At 69.8% G+C, this 13,784-nt stretch carries 10 protein-coding genes; 9 read left to right on the top strand and 1 reads right to left on the bottom strand.

The window, feature by feature from the left end:
• Positions 1 to 253: 253 nt before the first annotated feature.
• From ACZ4UV_RS05185 to ACZ4UV_RS05170, 4 genes are all read left to right on the top strand, one after another.
• Positions 254 to 1,483: a hypothetical protein gene (locus ACZ4UV_RS05185; protein ID WP_467835863.1), complete on the top strand. Its 1,230-nt coding sequence runs from the start codon at positions 254 to 256 to the stop codon at positions 1,481 to 1,483.
• Between the two features lie 297 nt (positions 1,484 to 1,780).
• Positions 1,781 to 3,280 carry a D-ribitol-5-phosphate cytidylyltransferase gene (locus ACZ4UV_RS05180; RefSeq protein ID WP_451016486.1) on the top strand — a complete coding sequence of 500 codons (1,500 nt, stop codon included), beginning with the start codon at positions 1,781 to 1,783 and terminating at the stop codon, positions 3,278 to 3,280.
• Between the two features lie 152 nt (positions 3,281 to 3,432).
• Complete coding sequence (locus ACZ4UV_RS05175; protein WP_451016487.1) at positions 3,433 to 5,547, top strand: hypothetical protein; 2,115 nt, start codon at positions 3,433 to 3,435, stop codon at positions 5,545 to 5,547.
• Between the two features lie 412 nt (positions 5,548 to 5,959).
• Positions 5,960 to 7,120, top strand: a complete 1,161-nt coding sequence (locus tag ACZ4UV_RS05170; protein ID WP_451016492.1) for a glycosyltransferase family 2 protein — start codon at positions 5,960 to 5,962, stop codon at positions 7,118 to 7,120.
• Between the two features lie 16 nt (positions 7,121 to 7,136).
• Here the strand turns inward: ACZ4UV_RS05170 and ACZ4UV_RS05165 are convergent, their stop codons facing one another.
• Positions 7,137 to 8,537: a polysaccharide pyruvyl transferase family protein gene (locus tag ACZ4UV_RS05165; RefSeq protein ID WP_451016493.1), complete on the bottom strand. Its 1,401-nt coding sequence runs from the start codon at positions 8,535 to 8,537 to the stop codon at positions 7,137 to 7,139.
• A gap of 236 nt (positions 8,538 to 8,773) precedes the next feature.
• On the opposite strand from ACZ4UV_RS05165, the gene proB reads away from it, so the two are divergent.
• From proB to ACZ4UV_RS05140, 5 genes are all read left to right on the top strand, one after another.
• Entirely contained in the window at positions 8,774 to 9,901 is a 1,128-nt protein-coding gene (proB, locus tag ACZ4UV_RS05160) for a glutamate 5-kinase (protein ID WP_467835861.1), read from the top strand.
• Positions 9,902 to 10,025: 124 nt separating this feature from the next.
• Positions 10,026 to 10,454, top strand: coding sequence for a hypothetical protein (locus tag ACZ4UV_RS05155; RefSeq protein WP_293995677.1), 429 nt, complete (start codon positions 10,026 to 10,028; stop codon positions 10,452 to 10,454).
• Positions 10,455 to 10,581: 127 nt separating this feature from the next.
• Complete coding sequence (locus tag ACZ4UV_RS05150) at positions 10,582 to 11,868, top strand: glutamate-5-semialdehyde dehydrogenase (RefSeq protein ID WP_467835860.1); 1,287 nt, start codon at positions 10,582 to 10,584, stop codon at positions 11,866 to 11,868.
• 148 nt (positions 11,869 to 12,016) lie between these two features.
• Positions 12,017 to 12,595 carry an SCO2584 family spore wall biosynthesis protein gene (locus ACZ4UV_RS05145; protein WP_351492989.1) on the top strand — a complete coding sequence of 193 codons (579 nt, stop codon included), beginning with the start codon at positions 12,017 to 12,019 and terminating at the stop codon, positions 12,593 to 12,595.
• A gap of 100 nt (positions 12,596 to 12,695) precedes the next feature.
• Positions 12,696 to 13,766 carry an SCO2583 family membrane protein gene (locus ACZ4UV_RS05140; protein ID WP_467835858.1) on the top strand — a complete coding sequence of 357 codons (1,071 nt, stop codon included), beginning with the start codon at positions 12,696 to 12,698 and terminating at the stop codon, positions 13,764 to 13,766.
• Positions 13,767 to 13,784 lie beyond the last annotated feature (18 nt).

Below are 13,784 nucleotides of genomic sequence, written 5' to 3'. Positions count from 1 at the left end.
GCGGCCGGGACCAGTTCCCGGCCGCAACGGGTTTTCCGTTGCCCGCCTGATCGACACCGCCGTCGACCCGCGGGCCGCCGCGAGCACACTCGCCACTCCGCGCGTTGAAACGGACGAGCCGGAAGTACGGGAGGTGAAGCCTGCGAACCGGGCGCACCGAAGGTCAAGTCTGTGTAACGGGAGCCTGGGACTCATCTGTGTCCCAGGCTTCTCTCAGGTGAACCTAAGGTAAACGTCTTACCTTTCGTTAACCATGGAGACGGACTGTACGAGAGGCGAAGCCCCGGTGAACAACGCCACCACAGGCCCCGCAGGCCCCACCGGTCCCCTTGCCGCCCTGCCCGACGGCACCCGCCTGCTGCACATCGGCCCGCACAAAACCGGCACCACGGCCATCCAGGGCGCCCTGTTCGCCGCGAAGGACAAGCTGCCCGAACACGGTGTGGAGTTCCCGGCGACCACCCGGCACCCGATGGAGGCCGCCCTGGCCGCCTGCGCCCGGCCCGCGATGATGGGCGACACCTTGCCCACCGAGAAGCACTGGGAACGGCTGCTCAAGCAGGTCGAGGCCACCGGCACCCGCACCTCGGTGATCAGCAGCGAGTTCTTCGCCGACGCCCCCGACGACGAGACCGTCGCCCGCATCGTCGAGCAACTCGGCGGCGAACGCGTCCACGTCCTCGTCACCCTCCGCCCGCTCGCCAGGATCATGCCCTCCCAGTGGCAGCAGTACGTGCAGAACGGACTGCGCATGGGCTACGAGGACTGGCTGGACCACATGCTCCGCAAGGCCCCCTACGAGAAGCCCAACCCCAGCTTCTGGCGCCGGCACCGGCACGACCGGCTCGTCGAACGCTGGAGCCGCGCGGTCGGCACCGACCGGATCACCGTCGTCGTGGTCGACGACCGGGACCGCGACGGCCTGATGCGCACCTTCGAAGCCCTCCTCGGCCTCCCCGGAAAACTCCTCCAGCCCGTCCCGGACACGGCGAACCGCTCCCTCACCCTCGCCGAGACCGAAATGCTGCGAAAGCTCAACGTGGAATTCCGCGGCAATGGACTCCCCGACGAGCTGTATTCCAAGCTCGTCCGCAACGGCGCCGTCATGCATATGAAGAACTCGTGCAACCCCACCGCCGCCGACGTGAAGATCTCCACCCCCGCCTGGGCCGTCGAGGCCGCCGGCCGCATCGGCGCCGAGATGGTGGAACGCATCGGCGCCATGGGGGTCCGCGTCGTCGGCGACCCGGCCCTGCTCTACACCCTGCCCGCCATCCCCGCACAGCCGGGACCGCCCGCCGCCGAGGCCCGCATCGCCCCCGAGGTCGCCGCCCAGGCGCTCTACGGCGCGCTCGCCGCTGCGGCCGCGGCCCCGGTACGCCACACCGCCGAGGCGAAGTCCCGCACCGTGCACCAGACGTCGTCGAAGGAGCTGGTGCGGGTCCTGGGGCACCGATGTCTTAAGAAGCTGCGACGACGGTGAGGCACCGGGAGACCGTGGCGGGGACGGCTCAGCGCTGCTGAACCGTCCCCGCCGCACGGCGTAGCGCCGCTGAGACGTGCATCGCGTCACGCACCGCAATCGAAATGCCCTGTGTAGTTACTCACAGCAAATTCACGGAACTCTTTCCAGTGGTCCGGTGGGCGGCGCCCATCACCAGCGACGCAAGGTGAATGAAAGGTTGCGCGCACATATGCAGTGGACGGCGCTCACCTTGCACAGCGGTTACCGGAAGTGGGACCATTTCCTGGTTCCCTGATGCCCCAAGGTAGGTCACCTGTGTCCCAGCACATAGCCAAGCCCCGAACCACCGCAGTGATCCTGGCCGGTGGCACCGGTCAGCGGGTGGGTCTGTCGATCCCGAAGCAGTTGCTGAAGATCGCCGGCAAGGCCGTCATCGAGCACACCCTGGCCACCTTCGAGAAGGCCGACTCGATCGACGACATCATCGTGCTGATGGCCCCGGGCTACGTCGCGGACGTCGAGAAGATCGTCGCCAAGGCCGGGTTCGCGAAGGTCAAGAAGATCATCGAGGGCGGCAACACGCGGAACGAGACCACCGAGCGTGCCATCGAGGCGCTCGGCGAAGGCCTGGCCGAGGGCGAGGACCTCAACGTCCTCTTCCACGACGCCGTGCGCCCCCTGCTGTCACGGCGCGTCATCGACGACTGCGTCACCGCCCTGGAGCGCTACCAGGCCGTCGACGTCGCCATCCCGTCCGCCGACACCATCATCGTCACGCGGACCCACGGCGGGGACGGCGAGTTCATCACCGAGATCCCGGACCGCGCCCGGCTGCGCCGCGGCCAGACCCCGCAGGCGTTCAAGCTGTCCACGATCAAGCGGGCCTACGAGGTCGCCGACGGCGACCCCAACTTCCAGGCCACCGACGACTGCTCCGTCGTCCTCAAGTACCTGCCGGACGTGCCGATCCACGTCGTCGCCGGCGACGAGTACAACATGAAGGTCACCCAGCCCGTCGACGTCTTCATCGCCGACAAGCTCTTCCAGCTCGCCTCCACCGCCGCCCCCGAGCAGAACGGCGAGGACGCCTACCGCGAACTCCTCACCGGCAAGACCGTGGTGATCTTCGGCGGCTCGTACGGCATCGGCAAGGACATCGCCGAACTCGCCGAGTCCTACGGCGCGAGCGTCTACGCGCTGGGCCGCTCCACCACCGGCACCCACGTGGAGAACCCGGAGGAGGTCGACGACGCGCTCTCCAAGGCGTACGCCGAGACCGGGCGCATCGACTACGTCGTCAACACCGCGGGCGTGCTCCGCATCGGCAAGCTCGCCGAGACCGACAACGCCACCATCGAGGAGGCGCTGAAGGTCAACTACCTGGCCCCGGTGCAGATCGCCCGCTCCAGCTACAAGTACCTCGCCGAGACCCAGGGCCAGCTGCTGCTCTACACCTCCAGCAGCTACACCCGCGGCCGCGCCGAGTACAGCCTCTACTCCTCGACCAAGGCGGCCATGGTGAACCTCACCCAGGCCCTGTCCGACGAGTGGGCCGGCGACGCCATCCGCGTCAACTGCATCAACCCCGAGCGCACCGCCACCCCGATGCGCACCAAGGCGTTCGGCCAGGAGCCGACGGGCTCGCTGCTCTCCTCCGAGGCCGTCGCCCGCACCTCCCTCGACGTGCTGCTCTCCGAGCTCACCGGCCATGTCATCGACGTCCGCCAGCAGGACCCGACGGCGGCCGCCGGCCAGGCCTCCGGCTTCGAGCAGGCCCTGGCCAGTGTCCTGGACCGACAGGACGGCGTGGCATAATCGACAACCATTAGTCATCTGTAATTCAGGCCTCTGTGGTTGCGCGTTCGCGGAGCAATCGCAGGGGCCTGAACCCGTAGAACCCGGATCGACCACCCCTCAGATTGTCCGCAAGGTCGAATTCAGGCCTTTTTGTCAGCAAAAGGTTCTCCGTGATATCCACCGCTATTCGCGTCGCCCGAGTGGGCAGCGCGGCCGAGCTGGCCGCGGCGGCACTCATGATCCTGGGCTTCCCGGCCCTCATGGTCGCCGCGCTCGTCCCGAGCGTCTACGCCTTCGCGGCCGCGGCCGCCGTCACGTACCTGGCGGACCACTACCTGCACCGAAAGGGCAGCTACCTCGTCAACCGCCTCAGCAAGGTCCGGGCCGGTCTGTCGATCCGCTTCCTGATCCGGCAGCTGCTGCTGATCCTGCTGCTGGCCAGGATGGACCTCTCCAACGGCCTGGTCTTCTACGGCGCGATCGCCTGCTTCATCGCCTTCTACGGCCTGCAGGCCCCGCACGGCGCACTGGTCACCCTGATCCGCAACCGCCGCCGGATGCCGGTCGCCACCCGCAACGTCGACCTGAAGTCCCGCATCCGCATCCCGGACGCCCCGCCGCGCGGCCTGCTCGACCGCTCCGCCGAGAAGATGCTCCACCTCGACCTCGCGGCCGTCGTCGGCCTGCTGATCTCGGCGGCGACGGACGACGTGGTCGCCGGATTCGTCGGCATCGGCATCACCCTCGCCCTGGGCTGCCTGTACGTACTGGTGCTGATGCCCTACGTGCGCGGCCGCAAGACCCCGCCGGACGCCGACACCGTGCTGGCCGCCGTCGACGACTGGCTGGCCGAGTACCGGCCCGGGACCGTGCTGTACTTCTCCGGCTCCAAGGACTCCGCCTACCAGGTCAACATGTGGCTGGAGACCATGGAACAGCTGGAGTCCCGCCCGCTGATCCTGCTGCGCGAGCGGGTCATCCTGCAGAGCCTCGCCCCGACCACCGTCCCCGTCATCTGCGTGCCCGGCGGCGTGCACCTGATGAACATGGACCTCTCCACGGTCCGCGTCGCCCTCTACGCGGCCAACGTCGGCAAGAACATCCACCTGCTGCGCGTCCCCACGATGAAGCACGTCTTCATCGGCCACGGCGACAGCGACAAGCTGGCCAGCGTCAACCCGTTCAGCAAGGCGTACGACGAGGTGTGGACCGCGGGCCGCGCGGGCCGCGACCGCTACGCCATCGCCGACGTCGGCGTCCGCGACGACGACATCGTCGAGGTCGGCCGCCCCCAGCTGGCCCCCATCCAGAGCCTGCAGGGCGCCCCCGACGGCCGCATCCCCACCGTGCTCTACGCGCCCACCTGGGAGGGCTGGGACGGCAACCCCGGCAACACCTCCCTTGTGCTCGCCGGCGAGAACATCGTGAAGAAGCTGGTCAAGGCCGACCCGCCGGTCCGCGTCCTCTACAAGCCGCACCCCTTCACCGGCACCGTCAGCGCCGAGGCCGGCGCCGCCCACCGGCGCGTCACCGCCCTCGTCCAGAAGGCCGCCACCGCCCGCGCCACCGACGCCCGCTTCACCGCCGACCCGGCCGCCCAGGCGGCGGCACAGGCCGAACTGACCCGCATCGAGACCCGCCTGGCCGAACTGGCCGGTACCGGCGACGACAAGCGCGACGAGGCCGAGGCCAGCCGGGACGACGTCGTCGACCTGAAGAAGCACGAGGAGATCGCCCGGCTGCGCGCCGCCTGGAACGACTCCTACTGGCAGGCCCTGCCGCCGTACCAGCACGCCGTCATCACAGGCGCCGAACCCCGCCTGTACGACTGCTTCAACGTCTCCGACGCGATGGTCTCCGACATCTCCAGCGTGGTCTCCGACTTCATCGCGAGCGGCAAGCCGTACGCCGTCACCGACTCGGCCGGCGTCGGCGTGGAGGAGTTCAAGCGGGCGAACACCGCCGTGCGTGCCGCCGTGATCCTCTCCAACAGCGCCAAGGAACTCGGCGGCCTGCTGGACGCCGTACGCGACCCGTCGGCCGATCCGCTGGCCGCGGACCGGGCCGAGCTCAAGCACTACCTGCTCGGGCCGGACGAGCCGACCTCCATCGAGCAGTTCAACGACGCGGTGGCCGCGCTCGCCCGCAAGGCCGAGACCCGCAACCTGGGCCAGGAGGCCCGGATCGCGGCCGGCGACCCCGAGGCGGCCGAACTCGCCGAGGCGCTGCCCGGCGGAAAGCCGCGGACGACCCCCGGCGAGGCGGAGGGCGCGACCGCCGGCTGACCTCTGCCGCAACGGCCGACGGGCTCGGTCCCAGGGACTTCTCCCCGGGACCGAGCCCATTTCGCGTTCCCGTTTCGCGTTCCCGTTTCGCGGTCTCGTTCTCGCGCCGTGTTCTCTTACCTCTACTTAGGGATGCGCGGCTTTCTTCTTACCCATGCTTCGCCGTTCTTGTTGAGCAGCTCTTACCGCACGTCCGTACTGTCCGGTGTAACCCGCTGTACACCACCCAGCTGTCTGTTCGTCATGTGAGCTGGGCCACTGAGTGCGTCCTTCAGGGCAACCTGTCGTGCCGATCAGCCATCTAAGACGTTGCGATCGAGGTGACGCAGGGGGAACGCACCATTGACTAGGGGGAAACGTGACCGTCGTTGCGCAGCCTGATGTGACCGTGATCATCGGGGCGTACGAAGCGATGCCGTACCTGGTCGAGTGCCTGGCCTCCGTCGAGCGCCAGACCCTCGACCCGGCCCGCATGGAGGTCATCGCCGTCGACGACGGATCGACCGACGGCACGGGGGAGTGCCTGGAGGAGTTCGCGGCCCGCGCCGCCATGCAGGTCACCGTGATCCGCCAGGAGAACTCCGGCGGACCCAGCGGCCCGCGCAACGTCGGCCTCGCCAAGGCCGCCGGCCGCTACGTGTTCTTCCTGGACGCCGACGACCGGCTCGGTGACCAGGCCCTGGAGCGCATGGTCGCGATGGCGGACAAGAACGGCACCGACGTCGTCGTCGGCAAGGTCGAGGGAATCAACCGCAAACCCCCGCAGTCGATGTGGGGAAAGACGCTCGACCGTACCGACGTCTTCTCCTCCAACATCAAGTTCACGCTCAGCGCCCAGAAACTCTTCCGCCGAGCCCTGCTGGAACGCCACAGCATGCGCTTCGACGAGTCCCTGTGGACCGGCGAGGACGCGCTGTTCACCATGGAGGCCTATCTGCGCGCCGACGGCGTCTCGGTCGTCGCCGACTACCCCTGCTACTACCTCGTCGGCCGTGAGGACGGCAAACACGTCACCAAGAGCGGCGGCTACACCCTCCGCTTCGACTCCGCGCGCGCCCTGATGAACCTGATCGCCGAGATGGTCCCGGCAGGGCCGCGGCGCGACAGCCTGATGGTCCGGCCGTTCAAGGTCACACTGCTCCCGCAGTTCGGCCCCCGGTTCCTCAAGGACACCGACGAGGTGCGGCAGCACAAACTGGAACTCGCCGAGCCGCTGATGGACGCCCACTGGAACTCCGAGGTGGCCCGCCGCCTCAAGGTCCACGAACGGCTCCAGCTGCACCTGGTCGCCGTCCGCCGCACCGAACTCCTCCCGGACGTCCTCGAGTTCGTACGCGCGAAGAAGCAGCCCACTCCGGTCCTGGAGGGGCGCGGCACCCGCGTCTACCTCGGCTACCCGCACTTCCGTTCCGAGGCGGCCGGCATCCCCGACCGGATCTACCTCGCCGAACCCCGCGAGGCCCGCGCCGTCGAGGGCTACCGTGAGGAGGCCGCCAACACCTTCGTGCGGCGCGCGCTGCGCAAGCTGCGGCGGTCCCTGCCCGTCCGGGACGTGAAGCCCGCGGCCGCCTGACCCGGCCGCCGCGCGCCTATCCGCCCGACCCCAGCGCCCGCCGGATCGGCCTGCCGACGGCCCGCCGGGCCCGGCGGTAGACCGAGGCCGGCTGCTGCGCGGCGGTCGCCTTCGCGGCGCGGGCCCCGGCACGCGCCAGCTCCCTCTCCAGCCGGGCGTTGTCCAGCGACAGTTCGTCGATACGGCTGTGCAGCCAGCCGAACCGCGAGGTGAGCGAGTCGACGTCCGTGTCGTTCCAGGGGCGGATCCCCGGCGCAAAGGCCAGCGTCCGCATCCGCTCCTCGAAGGCCGCTCCGCCGTCGCCGTGCGTGAAGGTGTTCTCCAGCCCGTTCCTGTCGAGGAACCCGGTGAACCGTTCGAAACGCTCGCGGTGGCCGCCGACCAGTCCGCCGAAGTCAGCCTCCGCGTACAGCTTCGCCGGATCCGCCGACTCGGGATCCTTCACCGCCCGGTCCAGCCGCCGGTGCGGAATCTCGAAGTAGCGGCACAGTTCCAGCGTCCGCGAGTCGCCGCACAGCACGGTGGCCGGCGTGCCCGCCAGTAGCGCCGCGATGTTGCCGTGGATGCGCGATCCGAAGGAGAAGTCGAACGAGCGCAGATCGTCGATCCAGGTGATCGGGTCGACATAGACCCGTACTTTGTCCTCGCGGAACATCGGATGGTCCGGGTGGGTCGGCATCCCGGTCACCGCGGCGTTGGGATCCGACAGGTCGCGCCAGTGCAACTGCCGTGCGTCAGAGAGGTTCTGGCCGACGAAACGCAGCTTCGGATAGCGCTCGTGGGTGCGGGTGATGATCCGGTCCAGGCCCTGCGCGCGTACGGCGTTGTGCGAGCCGTTGATCGCGATCCGCGACTCGGGCGTCAACTCCAGTGCCTTCTTGTGCACCGGGAGCCGCTCGCCGTACATGAACAGCGAAGGGCAGCCGATGACCTCGACGTCCTTGAAGCCCATGGCCTTCAGGTACTGCTCGGTGAACTCGCCCCGCACACCGATCGACGCACTGCGCTCCAGCACCGCCGCGCAGAACTCCCGTACGGTCGGCTCCATCCGCTTCAGCCGGTCCGGGTTGTAGCTCACCCCGGTCTGCGCACCGACGCCGAGCACGACCACCGGGATGTTCAGTTTCGAGATCAGCCGGGTCATGCGCTTCAGGGCGCTTTCGAAGGACGGCCTGAAGGCGTTGGCGAGCGGCACGACGAAGGCGTCGTACTCCTCGTTGATGCGGGCGGCGGCGGAGACGTCGGAGGGCATGCCGTTCGAGACGACTTCGGTGCCCGGCGTCTCAAGGATCTTGTGGGCGGCGTCGCTGAAGATCAGGTTGCCCGAATTGGTGGCGATGACGTCCCGGTGCAGGGCTTCCTCGACGGTGACGACGTCGTAGGGGCTCTTTCCCGACCTGAGGAGGATGCGCTTCACGCGGCGATCTTTGGATGACACAAACTTCAAGTTAACTTTGAGTTCGTTTCGATTTCTATAGACAGTCAACACAACCTTTTTGCCGTGTGCGGTACGTGAATGAACCGTCACGTGCTGTTCTGTTCCGTCCCCGGTCCGTCCCTTGCCCGTCGCCTGTCCGGAGGCTGGACGGTCGGGCCTGGCGCCGGTCCCCTTCGCGTAGATTGCTGCCACGCGCAAGGAAGTGGGGACAGGACGTGGCAAGGGCTAGGCAGGCCGTCGGCGAGGCCCGCAGGATCGTCGTCAAGGTGGGCTCCTCCTCGCTGACCACCGCCTCCGGTGGCCTGGACGCCGACCGCGTCGACGCACTCGTCGACGTCCTCGCCAAGAGCCGCAGCGGCGGGGAGAAGGAGATCGTCCTCGTCTCCTCCGGTGCCATCGCCGCCGGACTCGCCCCGCTCGGCCTGCGCCGCCGCCCCCGGGACCTGGCCCGCCAGCAGGCCGCCGCCAGCGTCGGCCAGGGCCTGCTCGTCGCCCGCTACACCGCCTCCTTCGCCCGCTACGCCGTCCGCGTCGGGCAGGTCCTGCTCACCTCCGACGACATGAGCCGCCGAGTCCACCACCGCAACGCCTCCCGCACCCTCGACAAGCTCCTCGCGATGGGTGCCTTCCCGATCGTCAACGAGAACGACACCGTCGCCACCGACGAGATCCGTTTCGGCGACAACGACCGCCTCGCCGCCCTCGTCGCCCACCTCGTCCACGCCGACCTGCTGGTCCTCCTCTCCGACGTCGACGGCGTCTACGACGGCGACCCCAGCAAACCCGGCACCTCGCGGATAGCGGAGGTGAAGGGCCCGGAGGACCTTGCGGGCGTCGAGATCGGCAGCGCCGGAAAGGCGGGCGTCGGCACCGGCGGGATGGTCACCAAGGTGGAGGCCGCGCGGATCGCCGCCGCCGCGGGCATCCCGGTGGTCCTCACGAGCGCCGTGCACGCCGCCGACGCGCTCCTGGGCGGCGACACCGGCACCTACTTCCACCCCACCGGAAAACGGTCCGCAGACCGCCTCCTGTGGCTTCAGCACGCCTCCACTCCGCAGGGCTCCCTCACCCTCGATGACGGCGCCGTCAGCGCGGTCGTCGAGGGCCGCAAATCGTTGCTGCCGGCCGGGATCGCCGCGGTGGAGGGCGAGTTCGCCGCCGGCGACCCGGTCGAACTGCGCGACACCGAAGGCCGCGCGGTGGCCCGCGGACTCGTCAGCTTCGACGCCAAGGAGATCCCCCAGCTGATCGGGCGTTCGACCAGGGAGCTGGCACGCGAGCTGGGACGGGCGTACGAACGCGAGGTCGTACACAGGGACGACCTGGTGATCCTGCACCCGTAAAAACGGGGCGTAACGACGGACCCCGGTGGGGGACGTTCCGTAAAACCGCCACACGAACCCTTGCGGCCTGCTCAACTTTGTCTCAGGACCACGTTCCGCGCGAGCACAGCTGAAGGAGGCCGTCGTGAGACGAGTGCGCCCTGGGGCTGCGGCCTCCCGCGGTGCTCTGACGAGCGTCGCGGCCGGGGACACCTACGAGGAGCCGAAGGACCTGCCGCGCCTGTGGCACGTCACCCTCAGCGTCTGCGGTGCCGAGGTCCCCCTGCCGGAACTGCGCCGCGGACTCGAACAGCTGGCCCACGACCACCCGTTCCTCCTCACCAGCCGCTACGCCTGCGACCACGCCGAGATCCGCTACTGGGAAGAGGCCCGCGACCTCCACGACGCCGCCGCCGTCGCCCTGCGCCTGTGGGGGGAGCACCGCCAGACCGCCGGCCTGCCCGCCTGGGAGATCGTCGGTCTCGAGGTCATCGACCGCGCCACCTACCACCAGCGCGTCGCCGAGGGCTACGGCCCGCCGCCCGCGACACCGGTCGGCATCCACCCCTTCTGATCCTCCCGGTCCTTCCGGCCCTTCCTGGGCCGCCTCCGCCGCCCGCCGGTAATCGCCCGTTTTGATCCACGTCTCGCGGTGTGGGATGCCGCGTGGACGGCCCGCCGGGGCGCACTACCCTTCCTTCATGACCACGCTCTCGCCGTACGACGCCATGTCCCCGGTCACCCAGGCCGCCTACCGTGCCAAGGCCGCCGCCGCCGACCTCGCGCCGCTGCCGCGGGCCGTGAAGGACGACGCGCTGCTCGCCGTCGCGGACGCCCTGGAGGTCCGTACCAGCGAGATCGTCGAGGCCAACGCCAAGGACATCGCCAAGGCCCGCGAGAACGGCACCAGCGAGGCGATCGTCGACCGTCTGACCCTCACCCCGGAGCGGGTCCGCGCCATCGCCTCCGACGTCCGCGACGTGGCGAAGCTGCCCGACCCGGTCGGCGAGGTCGTCCGCGGCTCCACCCTCCCCAACGGCATCGACCTGCGCCAGGTCCGTGTGCCGCTCGGCGTCGTCGGCATCATCTACGAGGCCCGCCCGAACGTCACCGTCGACGCCGCCGCGCTCTGCCTGAAGTCCGGCAACGCGGTCCTGCTGCGCGGTTCCGCCTCCGCCCACGCGTCCAACACCGCCCTCGTCCGCGTCCTGCGCGACGCCGTCGGCGGCGCCGGGCTGCCCGCCGACGCCGTACAGCTGGTGCCCGGCGAGGGCCGCGAGTCCGTCCACGAGCTGATGTGCGCCCGCGGCCTCGTCGACGTCCTCATCCCGCGCGGCGGCGCCTCCCTCATCCAGACGGTCGTCATGGAGTCCAAGGTCCCGGTCATCGAGACCGGCACCGGCAACTGCCACGTCTACGTCGACGCCCACGCCGACATCGACATGGCCGTCGACATCCTGATCAACTCCAAGGCGCAGCGGGTCAGCGTCTGCAACGCCGCCGAGACCCTCCTCGTCCACCAGGACATCGCCCCCGAGTTCCTGCCGCGCGCCCTGGACGCCCTCGCCGAGGCCGGCGTCACCGTGCACGGCGACGAACGCGTCCTCGCCTACGCCAAGGACTCCAAGGCGACCGTCGTCGAGGCGGTCCCGGAGGACTGGGAGACCGAGTACCTGTCGTACGACATCGCCGCCGCCGTCGTCGACTCCCTCGACCGGGCCGTGGAGCACATCCGGCTGTGGACCTCCGGGCACACCGAGGCCATCGTCACCACCTCACAGCAGGCCGCCCGCCGTTTCACCCAGCTGGTCGACTCGACCACGGTCGCCGTGAACGCCTCCACCCGTTTCACCGACGGCGGCCAGTTCGGCTTCGGCGCCGAGATCGGCATCTCCACCCAGAAGCTGCACGCCCGCGGCCCCATGGGCCTGCCGGAGCTGACCAGCACCAAGTACATCGTCACCGGCGACGGCCACATCCGCCGCTGACGCCCGTACGGCCCAGCCGCGCACCCCGTACGGCGTGCGGGCGCGCGGCAGGGCGTACACGAGCCCGGTCGGCGTGAGAGGCGTCTCACTGGCCTATGAATTTCCATACCGTCTGCCCAAATTGACCCCCCAGGTCTACTCTGGATCCGTGCCGGAGGACGTGGGGGGCACGCCGTTCCCTGACGGCTGGGAGCCCGACGACGACCATGACCACGGAATGTCGGACGAAGAGTTCGACTCCGTGGTCTTCGACGAGGCCTTCGTGAAGGCGGCCGTGGTCCACGAGCCGACCGCCGTCGAACGCCTCCTTGCCGCCGCCCAGGCCAGAGCCGAGGCCTCCGAGGCCGAAGCCCGCCGCGCCCACGCCAGAGGCGAGCGCTACGACGACCGCTACAGCCCGGACGGCACCGACCTCGGCGGCGAACTCGACGACCTGGACGACACCGACGTACTCGAGGACCGGTACGGCGCCTCCGGGACGTACGGCAAACACGTCCGCTGGCACCGTCCCGTCGCCTGGGTGCTCGCCCTCGTCATGGGCATCGGCATGGTCGCGCTCGCCTTCGCCGCGGTCTACCGCAGCGCCTCCTCGGGCAGCAGCCGCGACCAGGTGCCCAGGCCCCCCTCCACCGGCCAGGAACAGGGCACCGCGGCGGCACCCTCCGTGTCCGCCGACTACTCCCAGCCCGCCAAGCCGGCGGCCTCGGTGGTCCCGCGCACCCCCTGAGCGATTGCGGCCGCCCTGGTGGCAGTCCTGGTGAGAACCTGTCAGAAGTTGTCGCGTAGCAGGGCGTTTACCTGAGGCTTCCGAGACCTACTCTGAGAGTATGGGCGGGCCAGGAGACCCACCTGAGGGGACACCCGAGGGCGGCCCCGTGGGTGGAGAGGACGAGTACCGATCCGTCGTCTTCGACGAATCGTTCGTCCGCGCTGCCCGCCTCCAGGAGTCCTCCGCACGCGAACGCATGACCGACCACGCGCCCGCAGTACGCCGTCGCCCGCCCCTGCGCCGGGGGCTCACCCGGCAGGCCCTGATCCTCGTCGTGCTGATCCTCGTCGCCTTCGGCACCGCGATCTACATGGGTGTCCGCCACCCCTACGGCACCGACGACGCCCAGCAGCCCGTCGAACCCCTGCGGATGACCGTCATACCGCTCTCCCCGCAGGGCAGGGTGCCCGGTGCCGCCGACGCCGAGACGCTGTTCGCGCACAGCCCGGCCGCGCAGTACGAGGTCGGCGCCGAGGGGATACCGCTGCCGGCCGCCCGGAGCACCGCGCACTTCTCCGACAGCCAGGTCGTCACCGCCCTGACCACGGCCAAGGACTACCTGGTCCGCTCCTCGCTCTACCCCGAGGTCCTCGACAGCAGCGCGGTGAGGCCCGCGCGGGCGCTGCTCGACCCCGCTCAGCTCGACCAGTTCGACCAGAGCGTCGACCACCCCGCGGCGGACGGCCGGCACGCTCCCACCGGATGGCTGGTCCGCTTCGACCCCACCCGCGCCGAGCTCGCCGACCCGAGGATCCGCGTCCAGGGCAACCTGACGGCCGCCGAGACCGACCCGGCCACCCTGGAGGTCACCGCCGACCACACCTTCGTCTACGCGCTGCGGCCCACCGGCGCCCCGGCGGGTGCCCAGGCGTCCCTGTTCACCGTGCGCCGCCAGCTGACCTTCCGCTTCGACCGCGACGACCTGCGCCTGCACCAGGCCCAGCTGGTCGTGTCCTACGTCCAGGCGGGCCCCCTGTCCTGCGCCGAGGACGCCGCCGACCACCTGCACCCCCTGCTGGCCGGCCAGACGGCCAAGGCGGGCGGCCCCGCGGGCACGAACCCGTTCGCCACGGACAGCGCCACCGCCCTGTGCGGGACGCTGTCCACCGCGGCCGAACCGAAGGTCTGAGCGCGGGCGAGCCGGAAA

The organism is Streptomyces sp. NPDC028289 (genome assembly GCF_055565975.1).
The sequence above is the reverse complement of the archived record's forward strand: the minus strand, read 5'-3'. Positions and strand labels throughout refer to the sequence as shown.